A 23,587-nucleotide genomic window follows, 5' to 3' on the forward strand; every position below is an offset into this window, starting at 1 on the left:
GTCAACGGGCACAGGGGTTTCCGGTACCGGACGCATCGGGCCGAATGTCGGTGCGCGGACGTAGCTTCGTGGTGTGAACCGTACCGATCGGCTCAGCGCTCTGGTCGAGGAGCTGCGCGCGATCTCCCCCCGGTGCCGGTCCGCGCGGGAGCTGAGCGTCCGGCTCGGGGTGAGCGTGCGCACCGTCGAACGCGACATCTCGGCTCTCCGGAAGGCGGGCGTGCCCGTCTACGCCGAGCCCGGCAGGCGCGGCGCGTACTCCATCGGCGGCGGGCCGCCGGTCTCCCCGCTCGATCTCACGCCGGCCGAGGCCGTGGCCGTCGCGGTGGCGCTGAGCGGCAGCCGCGGGCGGTCCTCCGCGGCCGTCCACGCCCACAGCGCGCTGCGCAAGCTGGCCGCCGCCATGCCGCCGCCCGCGGGTCGGCCGGCCGGCGCCACGGGCGACCCCTCGGTGGACGCCGCCTCCGGCGCCCTGGAGGTGCGCGCCGCGGTGGCCCGCGTCATCGAGGACGCCCTGCTGCTGCGGCGGGTGCTGCGCATGTCGTACGACGACCGCCTGGGCAACCTCACCGAGCGCGACGTCGAGCCGGGCGTGTTCATCGGCGGGCGCGGCGGCTTCTGGTACCTCGTGGCCTGGTGCAGGCTGCGGGAGGACGTCCGGGTGTTCCGGCTCGACCGCATCACCGGCGCCCGGCTCACCGGCGAGACGGCCGGCCCCCGGCGCAGCCTGGAGGAGTTCGCGCCCGCCATCCCGGGCCTGATCACCGGCGACCAGCCGCCCGGCTGACAGCCGGAAGGCCCCCGCGTCTCACGCGAGGGCCTTCCGAACCAGACGGGAGGGTCAGACTCCCATCGACTGCGTCTCGTTGCTCTCCGGGGTCGGCTGGGCCGCGACCTCGGTGACGCCGTTCTTCAGGTGGTAGCGCGCGATGGCCTCGCGCAGGACCTCCTGCTTGAGCTCGCCCCGCTTGACCAGCGCCGTCAGCACCGCCAGGGTGATCGACGCGGCGTCCACGTGGAAGTGGCGGCGCAGCGCCGAGCGGGTGTCCGACAGGCCGAAGCCGTCGGTGCCCAGCGACGACCAGTCACCCGGCACCCAGCGGGCGATCTGGTCGGGCACCGCGCGCATGTAGTCGGTGACGCCGACGAACGGGCCCGGCACGTCGGTGAGCGCCTGGGTGATGTACGGCACCCGCTGCTCGGACTCGGGGTTGAGCAGGTTGTGCTCGTCGCAGTCGAGCGCGTCGCGCCGCAGCTCCGACCACGACGGCGCCGACCACAGCTCCGCGGCCACGCCCCAGTCTTCGGCGAGCATGCGCTGCGCCTCCAGGGCCCAGCGGCCGGCCACGCCCGACGACAGGATGTTGGCCTTGGGGCCCTCGGCCTCGGGGGCCGTGGCGAACCGGTAGAGCCCCTTGAGCAGGCCCTGGACGTCGAGGTTCTCCGGCTCCGCGGGCTGCTGGTAGGGCTCGTTGTAGACCGTGAGGTAGTAGTACACGTCCTCCTGGGCCTCGCCGTACATGCGGCGCAGGCCGTCCTGGACGATGTGCGCCACCTCGAAGGCCCACGCCGGGTCGTACGACACCGCCGCCGGGTTGGTGGAGGCGATCAGCGGCGAGTGGCCGTCCTCGTGCTGGAGGCCCTCGCCGTTCAGCGTGGTGCGCCCCGCCGTCGCGCCGAGCAGGAAGCCGCGGCCCATCTGGTCGCCGAGCGCCCACATCTGGTCGCCGGTGCGCTGGAACCCGAACATCGAGTAGAAGATGTAGATCGGGATCATGTGCTCGCCGTGCGTGGCGTACGCCGAGCCGGCCGCGATCATCGAGCCCATGGAGCCGGCCTCGCTGATGCCCTCGTGCAGGATCTGGCCCTCGACGGCCTCCTTGTACGACAGCAGCAGGTTGCGGTCGACGGCGTCGTAGGTCTGCCCGTGCGGCGAGTAGATCTTGGCGGTGGGGAACATGGCGTCGAGGCCGAAGGTGCGGGCCTCGTCGGGAATGATCGGCACGAACCTGGCGCCGATCTCCTTGTCCTTCATCAGGTCTTTCAGCAGGCGGACGAAGGCCATAGTCGTGGCCACGTTCTGCTTGCCGGACCCCTTCTTCAGGTCCTTGTACATCGCGTCGCCGGGCAGCTTGAGCGCCTTGGCCCGGGTGACCCGCTTGGGGAGGAACCCGCCGAGCGCCGCGCGGCGCTCGCGCATGTAGGCGATCTCCTCGTCTTTCTCGCCCGGGTGGAAGTACGGCGGCAGGTCGCCCTCGAGATCCTTGTCGGGGATCGGGAGGTAGAGCCGGTCGCGGAACTCCTTCAGCTCGGCCTTGGTCATCTTCTTCATCTGGTGCGTCGCGTTGCGCGCCTCGAAGTCCTTGCCGAGCGTCCATCCCTTGATGGTCTGGGCGAGGATGACCGTGGGCTGGCCGACGTGCTCGCGGGCCGCCTTGAACGCCGCGTACACCTTGCGGTAGTCGTGGCCGCCGCGCGACAGCTTGCGGATGTCGTCGTCGGACAGGTGCTCGACCATCTTGCGCAGGCGGGGGTCGTCACCGAAGAAGTGCTCGCGGATGTACGCGCCGGACTCGACGGAGTAGGTCTGGAACTGGCCGTCGGGCGTGGTGTTCATCTTGTTGACCAGCACGCCGTCGACGTCGGCCGCCAGGAGCTGGTCCCACTCGCGGCCCCAGACGACCTTGATGACGTTCCACCCGGCGCCGCGGAAGTACGACTCCAGCTCCTGGATGATCTTGCCGTTGCCGCGCACCGGGCCGTCGAGCCGCTGCAGGTTGCAGTTCACGATGAACGTCAGGTTGTCGAGCTCCTCGCGGGAGGCGACGCCGATGGCGCCGAGCGACTCGGGCTCGTCCATCTCGCCGTCGCCCAGGAAGCACCACACGTGGCTGCGGCTGGTGTCCTTGATCTTGCGGTTCAGCAGGTAGCGGTTGAACCGCGCCTGGTAGATCGCGCCGATCGCCCCCAGGCCCATCGACACCGTGGGGAACTCCCAGAAGTCGGGCATGAGCCGCGGGTGCGGGTACGACGGCAGGCCCTTGAAGCCCTGCGAGAGCTCCTGGCGGAAGGCGTCGAGCTGCGACTCGTTGAGCCGGCCCTCCAGGAAGGCGCGGGCGTAGATGCCCGGCGCGGCGTGGCCCTGGATGAACACCTGGTCGCCGGACTCGCCGTGGTCCTTGCCGCGGAAGAAGTGGTTGAAGCCCACCTCGTAGAGCGACGCCGCGGAGGCGTAGGTGGCGATGTGGCCGCCGACGTTGGTGCGGGCGTTGGCGCGCGTCACCATGACCGCGGCGTTCCACCGCGTGTAGGCGCGGATGCGCCGCTCGACGTACTCGTCACCAGGGAACCAGGGCTCGCGTTCCGGTGGGATGGTGTTGATGTAGTCGGTGCTCCGCAAACCGGGCACCCCCACCTGATGCTCGCGCGCTCGCTCGAGAAGGCGCAGCATCAAGTAGCGGGCCCGCGTGCGCCCCTCTGTCTTGACGACGGTGTCAAGCGACTCGAGCCACTCCTGGGTCTCGCTGGGATCGACATCAGGCAGCTGGCTGGGTAGGCCGTCGCTGATGATCGAAAAACGCTGGCGTCCGGAAGCCACTGGGTCTCGCCTTCCGTGGATGGACTGGTAAGCCTTTATTCGTTGTCTAGGTCGTCTTCCATCCTGGCCGGTTACTCCGGAAAGTGCATCTCTACCCTCCGGTAACCAAGACGTCCCCGCAGGCGAGGCGCCGACCGTGGCCTAGACCACCGATGGTAGGACGATTCTCCCAGTAAGCAGCAAATTGCACAAAACGGGAGGCTCGTCGATCTTTTGGGGTAAGGGTGCCATCGGGGTCTCGCCGTACTTCTGCCTCCCCCTGGCGGGGGACTCTCAACCGCGTCGCGGCACGACGTGCGGGCACGCGCGAGACGCGACCCTCGACTATACGGCCCCGGGCGGTCGGCCCATCCCGAGGGGCCGCGCGACCCGCGCGACCGATCTCCGAGGCCGGACGCGCCTCCTCACAAGGGCCGGACGCCATCGCGGGCAGGGGGGCGGTGACGCCGCTCACCGCGGCCCGGCCCGGCACGCGCGGTCAACCCCTCCCCGGAGACGGCGGCCAAGGGAGGGTGATGGGCGTCCCCGGGCCGGAGCACCGCGTGCTCGGAGGGTAACGTTTCGGTGTTGATTTCCCCTCTGTCCTTCGGGGGAGGCCGTCCACCTCTTTTCGTCCGGCGCCGCCCGTACGAGGCTGGAAGGGATCCGAAGAAGGAGGTCGACGTGTACGCGACCGTAGGCGACCGGCTCCTCGTCCACGGCACTTCGGTGGGCGAGAGGGATCGGCCAGGCATGATCATCGAAGTGCGGGGGATCGACGGTTGCCCTCCGTACGTCGTTCGTTTCGACGACGGACACACCGGCTTGGTGTTTCCCGGGCCCGATGCGATTGTCGTCCCAGTTCAGCGGGGATCATAAGATCCGTTGAGTGAGATCTCAGACGTTCGAGGTGAACACGGGGACCAGGGAACGAGTGCACGACATCACCCGGCAGTGCGAGGAGTTCGCGCGGTCGTGCGGGGGGGACGGGCTTCTGCACGTCTTCGTCCCGCACGCGACGGCGGGGGTGGCACTGCTGGAGCTCGGCTCCGGCAGTGACGACGACCTTCTGAGCCTGCTGGGCGATCTGCTTCCGGCCGACGACCGTTGGCGCCACGCCCACGGCTCGCGCGGCCACGGCAGGTCGCACGTGATGCCGGCGCTCGTCCCGCCCTACGCCACGGTCCCGGTGCTGGACGGCCGTCTTGCGCTGGGGACGTGGCAGTCGATCGCGGTGGTCGATCTCAACGTCGACAACACGGAACGACGTGTCCGTCTGTCTTTTTTGTCGGACTAACAGATAACGGTGCGGGTCACGGTCGTGGCGACCGTTGACGACGATGGGTCACAGCGTGTGGACTGTGCCGAAGCGGCCTCGCGAAGGCCGGTAAGCCGCCGTAGAGCGGGGCCATTCAAGCAGGAGGGATAAACGTGAGCGCGACCGCGGGTCAGGCGCAGGGCGAGCGCGGCCTGGCCGAGCGACTCGGTCTGAAGCCGGGTCAGGTGGTGCAGGAGATCGGCTGGGACGAGGACGCCGATGACGAGCTTCGGCAGTCGATCGAGGAGCTGACCGGCAACGAACTGGTCGATGAGGACGCCGAGGAAGTCGTGGACGTCGTGCTGCTGTGGTGGCGCGACGGGGACGGGGATCTCTTCGACGCTTTGAGCGACGCGATGGCGAGCCTGGCCGACGGCGGCCAGATCTGGCTGCTGACGCCCAAGGTGGGCCGTGAGGGTCACGTCGAGCCGAGCGACATCGGGGAGGACGCCACGACCGCGGGCCTCTCGCAGACCAGCAGCGTCAGTGCGGCCCGCGACTGGTCGGGCACACGGCTCGTCACTCCGAAGGGACGCCGCTAGAGCTTTTCGTCTGCTTCTTCCCCTGCCGTACGGCTGACACGAGCCGTACGGCAGGACGATGCGCCCGGGCGGTCAATCGTTCATCTCGCGTGGGGAGAGTTGTGGCATGGCGGTCGAAGTGGGCGACAAGGCCCCTGACTTCGAGCTGAGAGACCAGCACGGCGCGCCGGTGAGGCTGGCCGACTTCCGGGGGAAGCGTGTCGTGCTCATTTTCTACCCCCTGGCCTTCAGCGGCGGCTGCCACGGTGAGCTGTGCGCAATCCGTGACGAGTTCCTTCTGGCCGCTCCCAAGGACGTCCAGGTTCTGACCGTGTCGGTGGACTCCATGTTCAGCCACCGGGCCTGGGCCGACCAGGAGAAGTTCACCTTTCCGCTGCTCTCCGACTTCTGGCCGCACGGCGCGGTGGCGGAGGCATACGGTGTCTTCGATGAGCACAGGGGCTTCGCCGTGCGAGGCACCTTCGTCATCGACGGCGAGGGCGTGATCCGGTGGAAGGCCGTGAACGCGATCACCTCGCCGCGCGACATCTCCGAGTACCACCAGGTGCTCCAGGACATCTCCTAGCGATGACGCCAGGCATGCCTGGCGAGCGAGACGAAGGCGGTGGCGACGATGCCCTGCTATCGGTGCGGCGTCCGGCAGACGGACCCGGTGCGCGGCGCGAGCCCGTGGCGGCGCGGCGTCCGTCGTGAGACCCAGGTGCTCATCTGCCCCACATGCCAGCGCGAGCACGACCTCGACCTCGACCACTGCGAGTCCTGCGGCTCCACCACGCTCATCTGCCGCCTGGGCGAGGTCGAGTGCCGCTCCTGCGGCGCGGTCCGCTCCGCCCGGACCGACCGCCCCACCGACCCCGCCACCCTGGTCTCCGCGGGCGCCCCCGGCCTCTCCGAAGAGGTGGCCGCCGCCCTGACCCGAGTCCTGGGCCGCCACCCCACCCCCTGAGACCCCCGGCCCCCGTCCGCCGCCCCGAACGGCGCCTTCGGCGCAGCCTTCTCAGGGCGCCCCTACCCAGCACCCTCCCACCGCCGCGCGAGCGATCGCCCTCGGGCCATCCCGTCCCGTTGTGGGGGAGTCCGTCAGGTCTGGCTACGCTACGAGGAGGGATCGGCCGCCCGGACCCTCCTGAAAGGGCGAGATCGACCGGCTGGTCTAGAAGATCGTGAAAGAGGGAAGGAATCCGTGAATCGGCCGGTATCGTCCACCGACGGCCACTACCGGCCCGGCCGCGCGAATCCGTCCACCGATGCGGGGGCATGCGAATGAAGACCTACGTCGTGGCGCTCGACGTCGGCGGCACCGCCATGAAGGGCGGCCTGGTGACCTCCTCGGGTGAGGTCCTGCTCTCCGACCGGCGCGCGACCCCCCGCTCCGAGGGCCCGGCACGTGTCGTCGAGGCCATCCGGGAGTTCATCGACGACCTCGCCGCGGCCGGCGACGGCCCGCCCGCCGGCGTCGGAGTGGCGGTTCCCGGCCTCGTCACCGCCGACGCGGCCCTGTACGCGGCCAACATCGGCTGGAAGGACGTGCCCGCCGCCGAGTTCACCACCCTGGACGTCCCCGTCAGGCTCGGCCACGACGTACGCACCGGCGGCCTGGCCGAGAGTGTGGTCGGCGCGGGCCGATCCGAGCGCGACTTCCTCTTCCTGTCGATCGGCACCGGCATAGCCGGAGCCATAATCGTCGGCGGCACGCCCTACGGAGGCTCGGCCGGCTGGGGCGGCGAGATCGGCCACATCCCCGTCCTGCCCGAGGGCGAGCGCTGCGCCTGCGGCCAGATCGGCTGTCTGGAGACGTACGCCTCAGCGGCCTCGGTGGCCCGCCGCTACGCCGAGAGGACCAGCCGCACCGCCTCCACCCGCCCCCCGGCCTCCCGGGAGGTCACTCCGGCCACGGCCGAAGACGTCGTCTCCCTGGCGATGACCGGCGACCGCGACGCCGCCGCCGTATGGGACGAGGCCCTGGAAGCCCTCTCACTGGCCCTGGCCTCCTACACCCTGCTCCTCGACCCGTCGTCCATCGTCCTCGGCGGCGGCCTGTCCGAAGCCGGCCCCGCCCTCTTCGACCCCCTGGCAGAACGCCTCCAGGAAAAGCTCACCTGGCGCACGGCCCCCCCACTCCGCCCCGCGGCCCTCGGCACCAGCGCCGGCATGCTGGGCGCCGCCCTCCTGGGCCTCCAGGCAGCCGGCTTCCCCGACCCAGGCGCCACATGGAAACTCGATGTGCTCAGGCCCGCCCCGGTACCGTAATGTGTTGTCCGCGCTCCCCAGGAGCCAAGGGCGCTTAGCTCAGCGGTAGAGCACTCGCCTTACAAGCGAGGGGTCACTGGTTCGAACCCAGTAGCGCCCACCACGAGGTTCTGGTCTGAGTTAATGGGTTAGAGCCTCTTGTGCTTTCGGACGTGTGTCAGGGCTTCATCGCGCGGTGATCGCCCGCCTTCTTCAGATGGATTACGCGGGGGTTGCCGATGGGCTGCTGCCGCCTGTCCGACGGAACGTTCGCGGCCCGCTCCGTTGATCCACTTGACCTCAACGCTGCGGGACGGATCGGGCGCCGCGGGCTTGGTGCGGCGAGTCGATGCCCCAGCTGATGACGCGTCGCGGATGGATGCGGATGATCGCGCCGGACGTCCGGGCGGCGCTGTCGGAGGGGGTGTCGATGGCTTCCGCGGTGCCGCGGATCTCCAGGCATCGGATGCTGTCCATGCCGCCCGACATGTCATCGACGACGACGGCGGCCCGTGGCCTCGCCCGCACATTACGGTACTTACGGCTAGCGGCCATGTTGTGACCGCCGATGTCGATCGTGTTGGTCACCGGATTGTAGTAGCAGGACACCGGATTGACCTGCGGACCGTCATCCGGCGCGATCGTGGCCAGACGGCCGAGTCGCTGGGCGGAAAGGTAGGCGATCTCACCTTCGGTGAAGACGGTGGTGTCGATTCGACTCATGCCGTCACCAGCACGATTTTTCCGCGGGCATGACCGGTCTCGATCTCGCGATGCGCGAGGGGCGCTTCCTCCAGGCTGAATCGCTTCCATATCGGCACCGTCAGGTCGCCTTTCTCGTAGCGAGCGACAAGACCGGCGAGCCGGGCGGCTGAGCGGTCGGTCCCGACCCTGCGTACCCCAAGTCGTTGTTCGGCCTGCCAGTCGGCCAGGGTGATGGCACGCTCGGCCGCACCGAGCAGCTGCACGGAGATGTCGTTGGCCTCGCCGCCGACGCAGTCCAGCGCCGCGGTGATGCCGTCCGGCGCCAGCTGCCGGACCCGATCGGCGAGTCCCGGTCCGTACGTCACCGGCAGGGCGCCGAAGCTCTTCAAGTAGGCGTGATTGCGCTGACTCGCAGTGCCGATCACGGTAGCCCCGCGTGCGATCGCGAGCTGTGTCGCGAACGAGCCGACGCCACCGGCCGCCGCGTGTATCAGCAGGCGGTCGCCGGCGGTGACGTTCAGTGCGTCGAGCGCGGTGTCGGCCGTCTGTCCGCTGGCTGACAGGACTCCGGCCTCCGGCCACGGCATGGCGGACGGCTTGCGCACGGCGCTGGTCGCCGGTGCCACGACGGTGTCGGCGTAGCCGACACCGTCGACGAAGGCGATGATCGTCTCGCCTGCCGTGAACTCGGTGACACCGGCGCCGACCATGTCGACGACACCCGCCACCTCGTTTCCGAGGCGCGCGGGGAACACGGCGGGGTTGTACCGGGCGAAAGCGCCACGTCGGTAGCCGGCGTCGAATGGCTGTACGCCGGCTGCCTTCACCCGGACTCGGATCTCCCCTTCCGCAGGGTACGGATCGTCCGTTTCGACCACCTGCAGCACCTCCGGTTCGCCGTACTCGGCGAACGCCACGATTCTCGCCATGTCCTACCCCTTCATGCAGCCCAGGTCGTCCAGGAAGTATCAATCATTTGATTGACGGTTGTCAATCAAATGATTAACTGCTGTACTGGAGCGGTGACCGCGCAAGAAGGAGTCAACGAACAGCCGCGCGCGCCTCGTCGGCACCGCACTCCAGGAGAGCGTGACCGGATGGCCGAGCGAACACGGCAGAAAATCCTCGACGCGGCTATGGTCGAGTTCGGGGCCAAGGGTTACTCCGGCGCCCGGACCGCAGGCATCGCGGCCCGGGCCGGTGTCAATCAGCAATTGATCGCTTACTACTTCGGCGGGAAGCAAGGCCTGCTCGATGAGCTCAGACGGCGCTGGTCCGCCCGCCAGGAGACACTGGTGCCCCCGGAGGCCACCTTCGCCGAGTCGCTACAGGCATATCTCGACGTGACTCTCGATCACCTGGACTGGGCACGCCTGGTCGTGTGGCAGGCCCTCGGCGACGATCCCGGTCAAGGTGCCGAGGAGTCCAATCACGCACAGGGGCAGCGCATCGAAGACGGTGTGCGCCGCATCCGTGACCGTCAGCGCGCGGGCGAGCTCACCGACTCGGTCAGCGCCGAGTTCATCGTGCTGCTCGCGCACATGGCTGCCTTCGCCCCGGTTGCCATGCCGCAGCTGGTGCAGAGCGTTCTAGGCGTCGCCCCCGGCTCCGCGGACTATCGCCGACTGTGCCGAGACCAGCTCGCCACTCTGCTCAGCCCATGCGAAGCCGTTCACGACACCCTGCCAGGATGATCGACGCGTTAGACGACGGCTCAATCGTCGCTCGCCTTGCTGCGGCATTTGGCCGCCCGCCGAACGTCGACGTTCCTCTCACCTCCGGTCATGATCTGGGCTCGGTGTGGTTCGAGCCAGACGTGGCCTGATCGACGGACATCGGTCACCCGGCGCGCAGGAACCCCGCTCGCTGTCGAGGTGCTGTGGCGGCCACCGAGATCAGCGCTGATGGCAGGACGCGTAGAGAGTGTGAGTTCTGGGTGACCAACTGGGTGACAACGACCCCGGACGGGGGCGGACAACGGTGGACGGTCATGGATCGTGCGCCCAGGTCAGGGCCGGTATCGGCCCTGGTCGCGCCCCGCTCGGATCGCCTTGCAGGCGAGGGGTCACTGATTCGAACCCAGTAGCGCCCACCAGCCATAACACCCCGTCTCCAAGGTCAAACGGGTGTGGGTGACTATCGTTTCAGGGCAGTGGGAAGATGCCGTCCATCGCCGTCGCGCCCTCTACGGATCACGGGTCGGAACCGGTGGCGGTGGACGGTTTCGGTGAACGCCGTGGTGGAGTGCCGCACCAGGCGTGATGGTACGGACATATGGCGCCCCGGCGGGCCCGATCAAGGCCAGCGCGCCTCCAAGGTGCGTTCTATGAACCGGGCGTACGGCTCGAACGCCTGCTCGATCTTCGCCCGGTCGCCTGCGTGGAGTGGGACGAGCGGCTGGACGGTGATCAGCACGCGGCTCTTCGTGAGGGTGCGTCTCCAGGTGGCCACGACTCGGCCGGCGCGTACCACGGTGGACTGGAAGACGCCGTTGCCGCCGGGGATGATGGCCGCCTTGTGCTCGTCGGCGACCATGAGCGAGCGGTCCTTGTAGCCCAGGAGGTACTCGTCGAACCCCGGCAGTACGAGTATCTCGTCGTCGTCGGCCGGGGGAGGGGCGGTGTACAGGAGCGCGGCGTCGAGGTACGTCTCGGACCCGTCGACGGTCACGCGAGCCAGAGCGTCGCCGGCCACGGCGATGCCGCGTTTGGCGTCGGCGGCGGTCAGGCCCGTCCAGCCCGCGAAGTCGTGCCGGGTGGTCGGGCCGCGGCCGCGGAAGTACCGCAGGGCGATGACGCCCAGCGCCTCGTCGCGCTCCGGCCGGTGCGGGTCGGGGACCCACTCGTCGAGCAGCACGAAGCTCTGCTCGTTGCCGATGTTGGGTGCGATGCACAGCAGGCCACGCTGACTGGCGTAACCCAGCAGGTGGTAGCCGCGCTGGCCGCTGGGGTCGATGCCCTTGTCGGCGAGCACGGCCAGGCACTGCGACCGGCTCAGCCGCCCGCCTCCCGCCAGTGCCGCGCCCAGCACCTCCATGGCCTCGTCGGTGGTCCGCTCGGAGAGGCCGAGCTGCTCGCGCCGCCGCGCCGCGCCGTTCAGCACCCGGACGCTCATCAGTTCGAGCATCCAGCGGGCGTCCCGGGACGGGACGAAATGGATGGTGCCCCGCATCGGCCATGTGCGCAGCGCCTCACGCCGCTCCAGCGCGGCCGTGACGTCGGCGGCGGTGGATCCGGGCAACCGCGCGCCGAACGACCAAAGACCGCTGGCCAGGTCTTGCGCCTGCATCGCCCCGAGCCAGGTCACCACCTCGGCCACACCCGTCGCCCGCCCGGAACCCCCGGGCGACGCTCGAAGCAACAGGCTGGACATCCGCAGGCCGAGCGCCTGCCGGGGGGTGAGCTCCACTGGTGATCGCCTCCTGTCCCGCCACCGTAGCCTTCGCCACCGACAGTGAGCCGGGGTTCGAAGCTCGGCGACGCCGGTGGATCGTCCCGACCACCGCGGTCACGAGCGCGTCGATCGTCAGCGCGGGTCGCGGCCGAGGTAGCGGAGCAGCTCGTCGACGACCGGGGTGGCGGAAGCGCCGCCGCCGGCCTCGACCACGGGGGCGTAGGCGCCCCACTGGCGCAGCGGTTCGACGATTCCCCGCGCGGCGGCGAGAAGGTGGCCCGCGAGCTCGTCGTCGAGCGGGGACGGCCGGCCCGTGGCGATCGCGATGTCCCAAGCGTGCACGGCGGCGTCGAGCGCGCCCATCACCGCGGCGACCGGGGTGGGCAGGTCACCGTGCGGCAGCGGGGTCGGAACGGTCTCGGTGTCGTCGGACACCGTCGCCCACGCCGCGGCGGTCTGCTCGATGGCGTCCTGCACCAGCGCCGCCACCGTGCCGTCGACGGATCCGGAAGGCGAGAAGGGGTCGTAGGCCGGGCCGTTCCCGATGCCGAGCATCTTCGCGTAGGCGAGCTGGTCGCCCGCGGCGTGCTGAGCCACCTGGGTGACCGTCCACAACGAGCACGGGGTGGCGTGGTCCCACTGGTCGTCCCGCACACCCGCGACGCTGTCCTCCAGCGCCCGGAACGAGGTGGCCAGCACCTCGCGCCAGACCGGACGGAGGGAGGTGACGGTGTCGGTGTCGGTGGTGTTCATGGGCCCTGCCTTTCGAGTTCTTCCTTGCCTGTGACACCAATCTAGGGGCCTATTAGGCTATTTTCGCTCCTAATAGAAAGAGGGAGGTGAGATTTCGATGGCTCCGACGACGACCCGGGTGCTGCGCCTGCTGTCCCTGCTGCAGGACCGGTCGCACACCGGCCGCGAGCTCGCCGAGCGCCTCGGCGTCACCGAGCGCACACTCCGGCATGACATCCAGCGTCTGCGCGAACTCGGCTATCCGGTGCACGCCGCTCGCGGCGCGGTGGGCGGGTACCGGCTCGGGCAGGGCGCGACGATGCCGCCGCTGCTGCTCGACGACGACGAGGCGGTGGCCGTGGCGCTGGCCGTAGGCCTGGCCGAGGACGGCTCCACCGGCATCGCGGACATCGACGCCAGCCTCACCCGAGCGCTCGCCAAGCTCCAGCGCATCCTCCCCAAGCGCCTGCAGCGCAAGGTGACCGCGCTGCGGTCGGCCACCGCGGTCGGCCCCGCCACGGTCGGCTCCCGCGAGCCGGACGCCCCGGTGCCCGCCGCCACCCTCAGCGTCCTCGCCGGCGCGATCCGCGACGGCGCGACCCTGCTGGCGAGCCGCGACGGCGAGGAGACCGAGGTGGAGCCCTACCGTCTGATCAGCTGGCGCCGCCGCTGGTTCCTGGTCGCCTACGACCTCGCCGCGCACACCTGGCGGGCGCTCCCCGTCGCCGCCCTCGCCGACGTCCGGTCCGCGTCCCGCCGCTTCGCCGCCCGACCCCTGCCCGACGACGACCTCGTCGCCTTCGTCCTGCGCGAGGTCGCGCGGACCGGCTGGAAGGTCCACGCCCGCGTCACCGTCCTGGCCCCCGCGGAGACCGTGATCGCCCGCATCAACCCGGCCGTGGGCGTCGTCGAAGCCGTCGACTCCCACACCAGCGTCCTCGTCACCGGCGCCGACGCCCTGGAGACCATCGCCATCTACCTCAGCATGCTCATGATGGACTTCCGCGTAGACGGCCCCCCCGAACTGGTGACCCACATTCGCACCCTCGCCCGCCGCTACACCGAAGCCCTCGACGGGCCGTAGGGCGCTGACGAAGGACGCTCGGTCAGGGGAAGAACATTCGCCCGGCGCCGACTACGGGACCTCCATGGAACACTGCGCCCGGCGCGGAACCTCCGCAGCTCCGGCAAAGCCGTGTGGAGCCGGGCGTGCTGTGGTCCCGAGGTCGACCCGATGCTTTTGCGGTGCAGGCGGAGCATCCCGGCGAAGTGGTTCAGGGTTGAAGGCGACAGAGCGAGCGCGGTACGGGAGAAAGCGTCTGAAGCCTTGGGGGGACGGTTGTTCGTGGTCGTTCGACTCGTCTACCAGGGGCTTCGCTACGTCTGAGGCAGACGCTCAACCCGCGATCATGTGTGATCAGCCAGTCCTCGAACCAGGATGAAAAAGACTCCTTGAGGGGACGGAACCCTGCCTGAACGTCGCCTATGCGGAGTCGATGCCCCCTCATATGGTGCCCCTTGTCGCACTTATTCTCCTGGCGAGGGGCAAACGTGGGGCTCAAATCGCAGATCGAACGATGGTTCGGGGAATGGATCGAAGAGTGGGCGGCGCGTCACCTGGGCGAGCGCGTGGATGCCCACGTCCAGGCATGGGCGGACGCCAACCTCGGCGACCTCGACGCCCGCGTCGGCGAGCGGCTGCGGGAGTGGTCGGCCGGCCAGCTGAAGGACGTACTCGAAAGGGACTTCGGCACCCGGGCCGATTCCTTCGTCGAGGAGAAATTCGACCTTCGGTTCTTCACGTGGGCGGACACCTGGGCGGATCAGAAGCTGAAGGCCCGACTCGACGAGCACTTCGACGGCCGATTCCAAGAGCATCTCGACGACCGGCTGAAAGCCCGCGTCGCCAATGAGATCGACGGCCGGATCGACCGCCGGATCGGCCAATGGCTCCGCATCCAGCAGGCGCGCCAGGCGCAGCAGGCGACGGCGTCGCAGCCGCAGGACGCGCCTTCGCAGAGCGCCGAGCAGCGCCCCGCAGACACCCTGGTGACGGCGGCCGAGCTGGCGCAGTACCTGCAGAGGGTGCACCTGGGATCCAGCCAGGTGCGCCGACTTCTCAAGGGGCGACAGGCTCACACGGGGAAGCCGTACATGTACCGGCTCGGCGACGCCGCCTCCTGGATTCTGCTGCGCGAGCGCAGCGCCCCAAAGGGCGAAGGCGCGCGGCGGGGCGCCGGGCCGGGGCAGGGGCGAGAGCAATCAGCGTGACGGCCTGACCGCTACAGGTTACGGTCGAAGGCGTGGCCAACGACGACGAGGACGCACACCCTACGTGTGGCACCCGCATGGGCGCGGGCGGCGAGCGGATCGACCAGAACGCCACCTCGCCCCGCGAGTCCGTCTGGGTCTCCCGCACGGCCTGCGCGGGAATCGGCCGGACATGACAGACCCCATCCTCTGCCCCGAATGCCGCGGCTCCCGAGTCCAGGCGTTCGGCTCGATGTTCCTCGCCTGCCAGTTCTGCGGCGGGCTGGGCAAAGTCGGCGGCGAGCACGAGTCGGCCGAGACACCTCCGCCGCCCGCCGCGCCGCCGCCGGCATGGGAGCACCGCGTGTGGCAGGACCCCGCCGTGGCCGCCGCCATCCCCTGCCGGTACTGCCTGGGCGCCGGCGCCGTGACCCGCATCGACCGACAGGCCGGCACCCTCGTCAGTGTGCCCTGCCGGTGCTCGGCCCTCTGAGGTGCGCGGCACGCCGCCCACGGTGGCGACGGATGCGGGCGGTTCGGTCGCGAGCGGGAGGATGCCGTCCATCGCCGTCGCGTCTTCCTGGGTCACGGGTCGGATCTGGTGGGGGTAGACGGTTCCGGTGACCGCTGTGTTGGAGTGCCCCACCGGGCGCGAGATCTCCTCGATCAGCCGCGTCATGGCCACGGACGACCAGCGGTTGCCGAGCTGGGTTCGTCGGATCCTCTTCGCCGGACCGGGCTGCGCATCCTGTTGGAACGTGTGCCGGACGCGCACGCCGCGGTCGGGTAGCGCGGTGCTCCGGGTGAGAGCCCGCCGTGGCACGGGTGAGCCGGGCGGCGTTACCGGTGGGGGTGGTCGATCGCCAGGTCGGCGAGCCTTGGGTTGACTTCGGGGAACGAGCCGTCGCCGAAGAGGATGCGTGCCGCCAGGGCACGGCCGGCACGGCCGCGGAGGGCGGTTACCGCCGCCTCCGCCGCGGCGGGGGATCGGATGCCGGCGAACGCGCGGCGCAGCAACAGGCGGCCTCGGAAGCGGTTCCGCAACGCGTTTCCGTCGTATCGGCTCAGCACGCGCGGGTCGCCGGTGCGCAGGTACCCGTTGACGACCGCCGCGGCCAGCTCGGACATGCGCAGGCAGGGGTCTAGCCCGCCTGCCGTCAGCGGCGACACCGCGCCCGCCGCGTCTCCGAGGAGCAGCCCGTCGGGGCACGCCAACCGTCGCAGCACGCCGCCGACCGGGATCGGACCGCCCCGGCGTTCGACCGGCCCGGTCGGCGGTGTGCTGCCGGGCGCGTCCGCGGCGAAGGCGTCCAGCAGGTGGCGGACGCCGGTGCGCATCGCTTTCGGATATCCCGCGACGCCGACATGCGCGTACCGGCCGTCGTCGATGACCCAGCCCAGGTATCCCGGAGCGATCCGGGGGTCCAGCACGCAGTGGAACGCCGGGGTGGTCGTGCCCGGCGCGATCGGGTGGATGATCTCGGCACCGACGAGGAAGCGCCGGTTGACGTCGAGGCCGAGATCACGGGCCACCCGGGAGCGGGCGCCGTCGGCGCCGACGATGAACCGGGCCGTCACCGGTTCCGCGCCCTCGAACCGCACGAGACCCCTCGACGCGTTGACGTACCGCACGCCCAGGAGCACCCGTGCGCCGGCCGACTCCGCCGCGCGGCGCGCGTGCTCGTAGACGGCCGCCATGTCGGCCACGCGGTACTCGTCCCGGTCGCTGGTGAGCCGGACGGGTGCCCGCCGCGACGGCGGGTACAGCAGGACGTCCCGGATACCCGGCCCGAGCAGGTGATCCGGCACGTCGAAGTCGTCGAGGGTTCGGCGCACGAAGATCCCTGTCGTGCGGATGCCCGTCGACAGCGACCTGCGACGGTCGACCACCATCACGTTCAGTTCCCGTCGCGCGAGCAGGCGGGCTGTGTGCAGGCCGGCCAGGCCCGCACCCACGACCAGTACATCCACTGTCTGCATACTTTGCGACGGTAGGGGCGATGCCTCATCCGTACGATGGTTCGCACGCTACATGCCGAATACCTCCACACCGTCGCCACGCTCCAGACCGGGGATCGCTCCTCTGCCGAGAGGTGGCTGTAGAACCGGTGTCATGCTCCTCGAAGCCCGCGCCGGGGGACTTCGGGCGTTCCCTGGGGGTTGACGGCCACGCCGGGACGGGTGAGATCTCGTGCAACGCCCTCGGGCTCGCCAAGAGTTCAGGGGCCTGGGCTGCGGGGTCGTGAGCGGCGGCGGAGCAGTGCCCATGCCATCAGGGCGGCCGATATCAGGCCGGGGCCGCAGTGCACGGCGAGTACTCCGGCGAGGGTGGGGCCACCCCAGTCGTTCTCGTACGTGGCCGGGTCGGACATGTCGATGACGAACGGTTCCGCGAGGGCGCGGACGATCAGGTAAGCGCCTAAGACGAGGCCGAGGATCTGGATGATCTTTCGCATGCCCTTACCGTACGTTCGTGATCTGCTCGATGGCGTTCGCCGGTCGGACCATTCGGGGTGCGGCCTGCATCGCACCCAAGCACGGCTGGGTCTGAGCGATGCCTCGCCAGCGGGCGAGCACCCCCGTGGTCGCGCCGGTGGGGGCGCCGCGACCCTCGACGACCTGCGGGTCACAGCGCCCAGAGGCTCGGCGCGGCGGCCGGCGCGCCGCGTAGAGAGCGGCCGGTGCGGAGGTGGCCCGCGCCGGCCGGGGGTGGTGGGGCGGCTCAGTGCTGCGGGTTGCCGGCGGTCTCCGGCGCGGGCAGCTCCGTGTCGGGGCCGGGGGTGGCCGCCGCGGGCGGGGTTCGCCGGTTCTTGAGGATGCTGAGCAGGGTGGTGACGGCGAGCACCGTCACGATGACGCCGAGGGACAGCCAGTTGCTGATCTCCGGCACCCAGGTCACGTGCTCGCCGCCGTTGATGAACGGCAGCTCGTTCTCGTGCAGGGCGTGCAGCACCAGCTTCGCGCCGATGAAGCCGAGGATGACCGCCAGACCGTAGGAGAGGTAGACGAGCTTCTCCACCAGGCCGCCGAGCAGGAAGTACAGCTGCCTGAGCCCCATCAGGGCGAACGCGTTGGCCGCGAAGACCAGGTACGCGTCCTGCGTGATGCCGAAGATCGCCGGGATGGAGTCGACGGCGAAGACGAGGTCGGCCCCGCCGATGGCCACGATGACGATGAACATCGGGGTCAGCCACCGGCGCCCGTCGCGCTTGATGACGAGACGGCCGTCGTGGTATTCGTCCGTCACCGGGAACAGCCTGCGGACCAGGCGCACGAGGCCGCCGTTGGGGTCGTACTCCCCGCTGCCGTTCTTGTCGGAGACCAGCTTGACGGCGGTGTAGATGAGGATCGCGCCGAACAGCCAGAAGATCCAGCTGAAGCGTTGCACGGCCTGCGCGCCCACGCCGATGAAGACGCCGCGCATGACCAGCGCCATCATGATGCCGATGAGCAGCACCCGGTGCTGGTGGATCGCGGGCACGGCGAAGTTCGCCATGATGATCATGAAGATGAAGAGGTTGTCGACGCTCAGCGAGTACTCGGTGATGTAACCGGTGGCGAAGCCGGCCGCCTGTTCGCTGCCGCCGAAGATCCAGACGCCGACTCCGAACGCCACGGCGCAGCCGACGTAGAACGCGACCCACTTCGCCGCCTCGCCGACACTGATCTTGTGTGGCTTGCGGTCGACCACGACGAGGTCGAGCAGGATGAGCGCGAGCAGCGCGGCGATGGAAACGGCCCAGACCCATCCGGGCACGGACATGGGTGGTGGCATGGTTGATCCTCCGACGGGGCGTTGATACGTCTGTCGGAGGTCTTCTCCGCCCGCGCCACTGCGGGCCGACCGCACCGGGACCTGGTGGTCCGTGATGACGACGCGGCCGCGAAGGAGTACTCCCCTCCACTGTCTCGGGTCATCTTCCCTGGAGATGTTCGGCTGGTCAATGTGAGGTAAAGCGCAGGCCCTCCCCGCCGGTACGTGAGCCGGGGCGGTCAGGACCGGTCGAGGTCGCGTGCCATCATCTCCGCCCAGCGGATGACCAGCCGGCGCTCGGCCTCCGGAAGGTGAGGCGGCACGGCGAACTCGGCGACCGAGGCGTCTGTTCTCGCCGGCGGGTGTTCCAGGCCCAGCCAGTGGGCCGCGACCAGCCGGCGGATCGCCGTGAGGTGGTGCCGGTACCGTTCGGTCTCCTCGCCGACGTCTCCGCTGGATCCCATCGCCTTCGCCAGGGCCCGGAGACGCCACTGCTCAGGAGTGCGGGACACTCTTCCTCTGATCAGGTCGATCACCCACTGCGCCACCAGCCGGTTCCCGGTCTCCGGGTCGAGGGCCAGGTTGGTGAACGCGGTTCTCGATCCGCGGTGGTGACGGTCGATGTGCGTCTGAAGGTAGTCGCCCAGGGGGGAACGGTCGTCCATGTCCTCGAATGTAGATACCTTCACGGGCCGGCGCCCTCGCCGCGGCGGGAACGAGGCGGTGCGGCCCCTGGCCGACCACCACGGGGTGGGTCGGCCAGGGGCCGTGCGCTTCGTCTGGCGGCGCCGGCTCAGACGGTGACGCTCCAGGTGTCGAGGTAGCCGGTGTCGAGGCGGTAGTTGTCGGTGACCTGCAGCGTCCAGGTTCCCGAGGCCTGCTGGGACACCGGCACCGAGTAGGTGCGGGTGCCGTAGGAGGTGCAGGACGAGCCGCCGCTGCTGTCGATGGTGTAGTACGTGCCGCTCGGGCCGCGCAGCCGGATCTGCAGGTCCTCGGCGCAGGTGTGCGAGATCGTGACGCTCACCCGGACCGGCGACACCGCGCTGCCGGTCGCGGTCGAGGTGACCGGGCTGTTGATCGTCGACAGGTCGTTGATCGCGTAGTCGGTGCCGTTGGTGAACGTCCGGTTCCCGCCGGTGCCGGTGACCGTCAGCGTCCAGGTCGTCGTGCGGGTCGCCGTCTCGCCGGTGCCCCTGATGGTGATGGTGTAGGTGCCGGTCGGCGTCGAGGCCGAGGTGGCGAGCGTGAGCGTCGAGGAGCCGCCCGAGGTCACCGAGGCCGGGTTGTAGCTCGCCGTGGCGCCGGTCGGCAGCCCGGACGCCGTCGTGAGGGCCACCGTCTGCGCGGTGCCCGACGTCGTCGCGGTGCTGACCGTGGTGGTGGCCGTCTGGCCCGCCTGCACGGAGCCTGACGCGGGGCTGGCGCTGATCGAGAAGTCCCTGCCGGTGGGGGTGCCCACGGCCTGGGTCCAGATCGCGTAGGCCAGGGCGTCGCCCGACCGGTCGAGGACGGTGTCGCCGATGTTGCTCGTGGTGTCGCACGCCCGGTGGTAGCAGGGGTCGTAGGCCCGTCCCGCCGTGCCGCCCCACTTGGCGGCCTGCGCCGAGGTCTTGGTGGCGCTCGCGCCGGCCGCGACGCCGGAGGTGGCGATGCCCGCGTTGCGGAAGGAGGCGTCGTCGGAGCGGTTGGCGCCCTCGGTGTTCTCCTCCGGCTGCAGGCCCAGGTTGGTGTAGTACGCGCGCAGGTCGGCGGCGGCCGTGGTGGTGATGTTGTTGATGAAGTAGCCGCCGTTGATGGAGCCGACCATGTCGAAGTTGAGGTACTGCCTGATCCTGGAGCGATCGGTCGAGCTCAGCGAGTTCACGTAGGCGCGCGAGCCGAGAAGCCCCTGCTCCTCGTCGCTCCACCAGCCGAACCGCACGTGCTTGCTCATCGTCGGACGCTGCGCGGCCAGGGTGAGCGCGACCTCCAGCAACATCGACGACCCCGAGGCGTTGTCGTTGATTCCGGGACCCGCCGAGACGCCGTCCAGGTGGGCGCCGGCCATGATGACCTGGGTCTCGTCCCCGCCCGGCCAGTCGGCGATCAGGTTGGGCCCGGCGCCGCTGGTGCAACCGGGCGTGCAGGCCACGCGCCGGGTGGTGTAGCCGGCCGCCTGCAGCCTCTGCTCGACGTAGGAGACCGACGCGGTGTAGCCGGAGGTGGTCGACCTGCGGTTGCCGCCGTTGGCGTTGGCGATGCTCTGGAACTGGTTCAGGTGGGCCTTGATGTTGGTCAGGCTGATGTCGGGCGGCGCCAGCACGGTGGTGCTCGGGGGCGCGCCGAGGGACGCCTTGTCCCGGGTGCTCCCCGGTGGCGCCTGCGCGGTCGCGGGGGTCGTGGACGCGACCAGGCCCATCAGGGCCATGGCGACGGTCGCGGTGAGGACGGCTGTGCGCCTCATGTGCGTGTTCCTTTCTCGGCGTCCCACCGCCGCGCTTCCGCCTTGTAGGCGGGCAGCGCCGCATCGCGCCGTCGCAGCGGACGGCGCGATGACGTGGGACCGGGGGGTGTGGAGAAATGAATGCTCACATGCCGGATAGGCCGGCCGGTGGCCAAGGCGGCCGGGACTCATCCGGCACCATCATGACTCCCGGGCCCGGGAGTGGCGTTATACCGTCAGGACGGGTACGGCATGGTATGAGGCTCCTGACCGCGTCGTGATGGCGAATCCCGCATGTGCGTGACGGTAGGGCCACCGGAAGGCTCAGTACATACGTAGTGGCATCCGTACATGTACCGAAAAATCACGAGTGTGCATGGCGGATGGTGCGAACGAACGGCGGCCCACGGGCGTGCGCGTAGCCGGTCGAGATGGTGGTCGACCGCCGCCACCACGGCTTCGGGGAGTAGTGACCGATCAGGGCCGGGTGCGTCATTGCGAAGGCGAAGGCGAACACGATCGTCGCCTCCTCGGCGGGGTCCGGGTCGGCGTCCAGTCGCCCGGCGCCCTGGGCGGCGGCCCTCCGTGAACCGGAGTGGAGAGCTATGGTGATCAGGTGTCGGACTTCTCCCCTCGGGACAAGCGGTTGCGGCGGTACTGGGACCGGCAGGCCGGCTCCTACGACCGGCAGATGGCGGTGGCGGAGCGGCGCTTCTTCGGCGACACCCGTTCCTGGCTGTGCGGGCAGGCGGTCGGGGACACGCTGGAGGTGGCGATCGGCACCGGCCTGAACCTCGCCCACTACCCGGGCGACGTGCGGCTCACCGGCGTGGAGTGGAGCGACTCGCTGCTGGCCGTGGCCCAGCGCCGCGCCGACGACCTCGGCCGGGCGGTCGACCTGCGGCGGGGCGACGCGCGGGCGCTGCGCTTCGCCGACGGGCGCTTCGACACGGTCGTGTGCACGTTCTCGCTGTGCGCGATGTCCGACGAGCGGGTGGTGCTCGCCGAGATGGCGCGGGTGCTGCGCCCGGGCGGCCTGCTGCTCCTGGCCGACCACGTGGCGTCGTCGTCCTGGCCGGTCCGCGCGCTGCAGGGTCTGCTGGACGCGGTCACCGTCCCGCTGGCCGGGGAGCACTTCCGCCGCCGTCCGGTGAGCCTGGTACGCGCGATGGGATTCACCGTCGAACGCCACGATCGCTTCAAGCTCGGCGTCATCGAGCGCTTCGCGGCCAGGAAGCCGGTCGAACACGCGGCCCCTGGGCAGGAGAACCGGTGAGCCGGGTGGCCACTGTCCGGGCGACGCCCGCCCCGCGCGGGGGCGCCTTGAGCCGCAGCAGGCGCGCCTGAACCGTTCAGAGCCGACCAGCGTTGACTCCGTGCGGCACGGCCCGGCGCTTTACTCCTGCTCCAGGATCCATTCACGATCGGCGCAGGAGTCACGTGCCGGCACGGATCACAAGGTAGGTCCCTCATGAGAATCGGCGTGTCATCGTTACGGAGGTCCGTGCTCACCGCGGCGCTGCTCGTCTCGGGCCTCGCGATCGTCCCCGCCGCCTTGGCGGCCCAGGCCGCGGACACCTCGCCGCCCACCAGGCCCACCAACCCGATCCCGTGCCCGCCGCCGGCTCCCCCGCCGGGGCCGGGGTCGGGGCCGGGACCGACCCTGGGGTACGCCTCGATCTGCTGGACCGCGTCCACCGACGACGTCGGCGTCACGGGGTACGACATCTACCGGCTGGAACCGGGCGGCTTCGCCAAGGCGACCTCCACGACCGGCACCATGGGTGGCTTCTCCGGGGTGTACGGCCGCCGGTACACCATGTACGTGGTGGCCAGGGACGCCGCGGGGAACACCAGCCCGCCGTCCAGCCTGATCACCGTCACCGCGAGCACCGGCGTCGTGCCGACCGCCTCCCCCACCCCCACGCCGGGTGACGTCAGCCCGCCCTCTCAACCCGCCGGCTTCCGGGAACCCTGCCTCGCCGACTTCCCCGGCGTGTCGTTCTGCTGGCAGCCGTCCACCGACGACGTCGGCGTCACCGCGTACGACGTCTACCGCGAGACCGCCACGGGGTGGCTGCGGGCCGGCACCGTCACCATCCTCGGGGCACTGGTGCACTTCACGGAGTCGGGCCTCGTCACCGGCAACCGCTACACCTACGTCGTGGTCGCCCGCGACGCCGCCGGCAACCTCAGCACCCCCTCGGCCCCCCTGGGCGCGCCGGCCCGCGAAGGTCTCCCCCGCCCGACCCAGAGCGCGACCCCCACCGCACCCGCGATCTCCTGCCACGCCACCTACAGCACGACCGTCTGGCACAACGGCCTGACCGCCACGGTCACCATCCGCAACACCGGCACGGTGCCCCTCGACGGCTGGACCGTGGTCATCGAGTACGCCTCCTCCGGCATTCGTCTCACGCAGGGCTGGTCCGCCACCTTCACCCAGTCCGGCAGCCAGATCAGGGCCACCAACACCCCCTGGAACCGCATCATCCCGCCCGGCGGCTCCATCCAGATCGGCTACGCCGCCTCCTACACCGGCACCCCGCCCGTCCCGGTGCGGATCAGCGTGAACGGCGTCCCCTGCACGATGGGCTGACGACAGCCGGACCCCGCCCCTTTGGTGATGACGGGGCCCGAGACGTGCTCCTCGCCCCGATAC

The 23,587-nt window shown here is 70.1% G+C and carries 25 protein-coding genes and 1 tRNA gene; 16 read left to right on the forward strand and 10 right to left on the reverse strand.

What is annotated here, in order from left to right; all coding sequences use genetic code 11:
* Positions 1 to 73: 73 nt before the first annotated feature.
* Positions 74 to 787: a YafY family protein gene (locus PYR91_RS22875; protein WP_279782609.1), complete on the forward strand. Its 714-nt coding sequence runs from the start codon at positions 74 to 76 to the stop codon at positions 785 to 787.
* 54 nt (positions 788 to 841) lie between these two features.
* On the opposite strand, the gene aceE is transcribed toward PYR91_RS22875, so the two are convergent.
* Positions 842 to 3,598, reverse strand: coding sequence for a pyruvate dehydrogenase (acetyl-transferring), homodimeric type (aceE, locus tag PYR91_RS22880; RefSeq protein WP_347943388.1), 2,757 nt, complete (start codon positions 3,596 to 3,598; stop codon positions 842 to 844).
* Between the two features lie 663 nt (positions 3,599 to 4,261).
* Between aceE and PYR91_RS22885 the strand changes: the two genes are divergently transcribed.
* From PYR91_RS22885 to PYR91_RS22915, 7 genes are all read left to right on the forward strand, one after another.
* Positions 4,262 to 4,456, forward strand: coding sequence for a DUF1918 domain-containing protein (locus PYR91_RS22885; RefSeq protein WP_279782611.1), 195 nt, complete (start codon positions 4,262 to 4,264; stop codon positions 4,454 to 4,456).
* Positions 4,457 to 4,466: 10 nt separating this feature from the next.
* On the forward strand, positions 4,467 to 4,874 hold the full coding sequence (locus tag PYR91_RS22890) for a secondary thiamine-phosphate synthase enzyme YjbQ (protein WP_279782613.1): 408 nt from the start codon (positions 4,467 to 4,469) through the stop codon (positions 4,872 to 4,874).
* A gap of 134 nt (positions 4,875 to 5,008) precedes the next feature.
* Positions 5,009 to 5,437 carry a DUF3052 domain-containing protein gene (locus PYR91_RS22895; protein WP_279782615.1) on the forward strand — a complete coding sequence of 143 codons (429 nt, stop codon included), beginning with the start codon at positions 5,009 to 5,011 and terminating at the stop codon, positions 5,435 to 5,437.
* 106 nt (positions 5,438 to 5,543) lie between these two features.
* Entirely contained in the window at positions 5,544 to 6,002 is a 459-nt protein-coding gene (locus PYR91_RS22900; protein ID WP_279782617.1) for a peroxiredoxin, read from the forward strand.
* Positions 6,003 to 6,050: 48 nt separating this feature from the next.
* On the forward strand, positions 6,051 to 6,383 hold the full coding sequence (locus PYR91_RS22905; protein WP_279782619.1) for a hypothetical protein: 333 nt from the start codon (positions 6,051 to 6,053) through the stop codon (positions 6,381 to 6,383).
* 311 nt (positions 6,384 to 6,694) lie between these two features.
* Positions 6,695 to 7,687, forward strand: a complete 993-nt coding sequence (locus tag PYR91_RS22910; protein WP_279782621.1) for an ROK family protein — start codon at positions 6,695 to 6,697, stop codon at positions 7,685 to 7,687.
* A 28-nt stretch (positions 7,688 to 7,715) separates the two neighbouring features.
* A tRNA-Val gene (locus tag PYR91_RS22915) sits at positions 7,716 to 7,790 on the forward strand.
* Positions 7,791 to 7,966: 176 nt separating this feature from the next.
* Here PYR91_RS22915 and PYR91_RS22920 read toward each other — a convergent pair.
* Complete coding sequence (locus tag PYR91_RS22920; RefSeq protein ID WP_279782622.1) at positions 7,967 to 8,389, reverse strand: PPOX class F420-dependent oxidoreductase; 423 nt, start codon at positions 8,387 to 8,389, stop codon at positions 7,967 to 7,969.
* The gene (locus PYR91_RS22925) at positions 8,386 to 9,300 is read right to left on the reverse strand and encodes an NADP-dependent oxidoreductase (protein ID WP_279782623.1); all 915 of its coding nucleotides are present in this window, start codon (positions 9,298 to 9,300) and stop codon (positions 8,386 to 8,388) included. Before PYR91_RS22925 ends, PYR91_RS22920 begins: the two co-directional genes overlap by 4 nt.
* Positions 9,301 to 9,468: 168 nt before the next feature.
* Here PYR91_RS22925 and PYR91_RS22930 point away from each other — a divergent pair, with 168 nt between their 5' ends.
* Complete coding sequence (locus PYR91_RS22930) at positions 9,469 to 10,065, forward strand: TetR/AcrR family transcriptional regulator (protein ID WP_279782625.1); 597 nt, start codon at positions 9,469 to 9,471, stop codon at positions 10,063 to 10,065.
* A complete protein-coding gene (locus PYR91_RS22935; protein WP_279782627.1) occupies positions 10,062 to 10,196 on the forward strand; it encodes a hypothetical protein in 135 nt (44 codons plus the stop codon). Before PYR91_RS22930 ends, PYR91_RS22935 begins: the two co-directional genes overlap by 4 nt.
* 470 nt (positions 10,197 to 10,666) lie before the next feature.
* Here PYR91_RS22935 and PYR91_RS22940 read toward each other — a convergent pair whose 3' ends face one another.
* On the reverse strand, positions 10,667 to 11,779 hold the full coding sequence (locus tag PYR91_RS22940) for a winged helix DNA-binding domain-containing protein (RefSeq protein WP_279782629.1): 1,113 nt from the start codon (positions 11,777 to 11,779) through the stop codon (positions 10,667 to 10,669).
* A gap of 117 nt (positions 11,780 to 11,896) precedes the next feature.
* Positions 11,897 to 12,517, reverse strand: coding sequence for a TIGR03086 family metal-binding protein (locus PYR91_RS22945; protein ID WP_279782631.1), 621 nt, complete (start codon positions 12,515 to 12,517; stop codon positions 11,897 to 11,899).
* A gap of 97 nt (positions 12,518 to 12,614) precedes the next feature.
* Between PYR91_RS22945 and PYR91_RS22950 the strand changes: the two genes are divergently transcribed.
* The 4 genes from PYR91_RS22950 to PYR91_RS22965 all read left to right on the forward strand — a co-directional run bounded on the left by PYR91_RS22950 (position 12,615) and on the right by PYR91_RS22965 (position 15,239).
* The gene (locus PYR91_RS22950) at positions 12,615 to 13,580 is read left to right on the forward strand and encodes a WYL domain-containing protein (protein ID WP_279782632.1); all 966 of its coding nucleotides are present in this window, start codon (positions 12,615 to 12,617) and stop codon (positions 13,578 to 13,580) included.
* A gap of 467 nt (positions 13,581 to 14,047) precedes the next feature.
* Positions 14,048 to 14,767 (forward strand): hypothetical protein, encoded by a 720-nt coding sequence (locus PYR91_RS22955; protein WP_279782634.1) that lies wholly within the window; start codon positions 14,048 to 14,050, stop codon positions 14,765 to 14,767.
* Positions 14,768 to 14,799: 32 nt separating this feature from the next.
* Positions 14,800 to 14,943 carry a hypothetical protein gene (locus PYR91_RS22960; RefSeq protein WP_279782636.1) on the forward strand — a complete coding sequence of 48 codons (144 nt, stop codon included), beginning with the start codon at positions 14,800 to 14,802 and terminating at the stop codon, positions 14,941 to 14,943.
* Complete coding sequence (locus PYR91_RS22965) at positions 14,940 to 15,239, forward strand: hypothetical protein (RefSeq protein WP_279782637.1); 300 nt, start codon at positions 14,940 to 14,942, stop codon at positions 15,237 to 15,239. Before PYR91_RS22960 ends, PYR91_RS22965 begins: the two co-directional genes overlap by 4 nt.
* Positions 15,240 to 15,586: 347 nt before the next feature.
* On the opposite strand, the gene PYR91_RS22970 is transcribed toward PYR91_RS22965, so the two are convergent.
* The 5 genes from PYR91_RS22970 to PYR91_RS22990 all read right to left on the reverse strand — a co-directional run bounded on the left by PYR91_RS22970 (position 15,587) and on the right by PYR91_RS22990 (position 20,946).
* Positions 15,587 to 16,726, reverse strand: a complete 1,140-nt coding sequence (locus PYR91_RS22970) for an NAD(P)/FAD-dependent oxidoreductase (protein WP_279782639.1) — start codon at positions 16,724 to 16,726, stop codon at positions 15,587 to 15,589.
* A gap of 239 nt (positions 16,727 to 16,965) precedes the next feature.
* Complete coding sequence (locus PYR91_RS22975) at positions 16,966 to 17,202, reverse strand: hypothetical protein (RefSeq protein WP_279782641.1); 237 nt, start codon at positions 17,200 to 17,202, stop codon at positions 16,966 to 16,968.
* Positions 17,203 to 17,468: 266 nt separating this feature from the next.
* Positions 17,469 to 18,521, reverse strand: coding sequence for a TerC family protein (locus PYR91_RS22980; protein ID WP_279782643.1), 1,053 nt, complete (start codon positions 18,519 to 18,521; stop codon positions 17,469 to 17,471).
* A 218-nt stretch (positions 18,522 to 18,739) separates the two neighbouring features.
* Complete coding sequence (locus tag PYR91_RS22985) at positions 18,740 to 19,165, reverse strand: hypothetical protein (RefSeq protein ID WP_279782645.1); 426 nt, start codon at positions 19,163 to 19,165, stop codon at positions 18,740 to 18,742.
* Positions 19,166 to 19,293: 128 nt separating this feature from the next.
* Positions 19,294 to 20,946 (reverse strand): M28 family peptidase, encoded by a 1,653-nt coding sequence (locus PYR91_RS22990; protein WP_279782647.1) that lies wholly within the window; start codon positions 20,944 to 20,946, stop codon positions 19,294 to 19,296.
* Positions 20,947 to 21,541: 595 nt separating this feature from the next.
* Here PYR91_RS22990 and PYR91_RS22995 point away from each other — a divergent pair.
* A complete protein-coding gene (locus PYR91_RS22995) occupies positions 21,542 to 22,201 on the forward strand; it encodes a class I SAM-dependent methyltransferase (RefSeq protein ID WP_279782648.1) in 660 nt (219 codons plus the stop codon).
* A 207-nt stretch (positions 22,202 to 22,408) separates the two neighbouring features.
* Entirely contained in the window at positions 22,409 to 23,524 is a 1,116-nt protein-coding gene (locus PYR91_RS23000) for a cellulose-binding domain-containing protein (RefSeq protein ID WP_279782650.1), read from the forward strand.
* Positions 23,525 to 23,587 lie beyond the last annotated feature (63 nt).

Origin of the sequence: Sphaerisporangium sp. TRM90804, from assembly GCF_029846175.1 — a bacterium.
In the GTDB taxonomy this organism is placed as follows: Bacteria; Actinomycetota; Actinomycetes; order Streptosporangiales; family Streptosporangiaceae; genus Sphaerisporangium.

What these genes read in the sequence shown, in the direction of transcription:
- PYR91_RS22965 (WP_279782637.1), top strand. Translation starts at nt 14,940, where the DNA reads ATGACAGACCCCATCCTCTGCCCCGAATGCCGCGGCTCCCGAGTCCAG.
- PYR91_RS22975 (WP_279782641.1), bottom strand. Translation starts at nt 17,202, where the DNA reads ATGCGAAAGATCATCCAGATCCTCGGCCTCGTCTTAGGCGCTTACCTG.
- PYR91_RS22920 (WP_279782622.1), bottom strand. Translation starts at nt 8,389, where the DNA reads ATGAGTCGAATCGACACCACCGTCTTCACCGAAGGTGAGATCGCCTAC.
- PYR91_RS22985 (WP_279782645.1), bottom strand. Translation starts at nt 19,165, where the DNA reads ATGGACGACCGTTCCCCCCTGGGCGACTACCTTCAGACGCACATCGAC.
- PYR91_RS22990 (WP_279782647.1), bottom strand. Translation starts at nt 20,946, where the DNA reads ATGAGGCGCACAGCCGTCCTCACCGCGACCGTCGCCATGGCCCTGATG.
- PYR91_RS22905 (WP_279782619.1), top strand. Translation starts at nt 6,051, where the DNA reads ATGCCCTGCTATCGGTGCGGCGTCCGGCAGACGGACCCGGTGCGCGGC.
- PYR91_RS22970 (WP_279782639.1), bottom strand. Translation starts at nt 16,726, where the DNA reads ATGCAGACAGTGGATGTACTGGTCGTGGGTGCGGGCCTGGCCGGCCTG.
- PYR91_RS22900 (WP_279782617.1), top strand. Translation starts at nt 5,544, where the DNA reads ATGGCGGTCGAAGTGGGCGACAAGGCCCCTGACTTCGAGCTGAGAGAC.
- PYR91_RS22935 (WP_279782627.1), top strand. Translation starts at nt 10,062, where the DNA reads ATGATCGACGCGTTAGACGACGGCTCAATCGTCGCTCGCCTTGCTGCG.
- PYR91_RS22910 (WP_279782621.1), top strand. Translation starts at nt 6,695, where the DNA reads ATGCGAATGAAGACCTACGTCGTGGCGCTCGACGTCGGCGGCACCGCC.
- PYR91_RS22945 (WP_279782631.1), bottom strand. Translation starts at nt 12,517, where the DNA reads ATGAACACCACCGACACCGACACCGTCACCTCCCTCCGTCCGGTCTGG.
- PYR91_RS22930 (WP_279782625.1), top strand. Translation starts at nt 9,469, where the DNA reads ATGGCCGAGCGAACACGGCAGAAAATCCTCGACGCGGCTATGGTCGAG.
- PYR91_RS22980 (WP_279782643.1), bottom strand. Translation starts at nt 18,521, where the DNA reads ATGCCACCACCCATGTCCGTGCCCGGATGGGTCTGGGCCGTTTCCATC.
- PYR91_RS22950 (WP_279782632.1), top strand. Translation starts at nt 12,615, where the DNA reads ATGGCTCCGACGACGACCCGGGTGCTGCGCCTGCTGTCCCTGCTGCAG.
- PYR91_RS22925 (WP_279782623.1), bottom strand. Translation starts at nt 9,300, where the DNA reads ATGGCGAGAATCGTGGCGTTCGCCGAGTACGGCGAACCGGAGGTGCTG.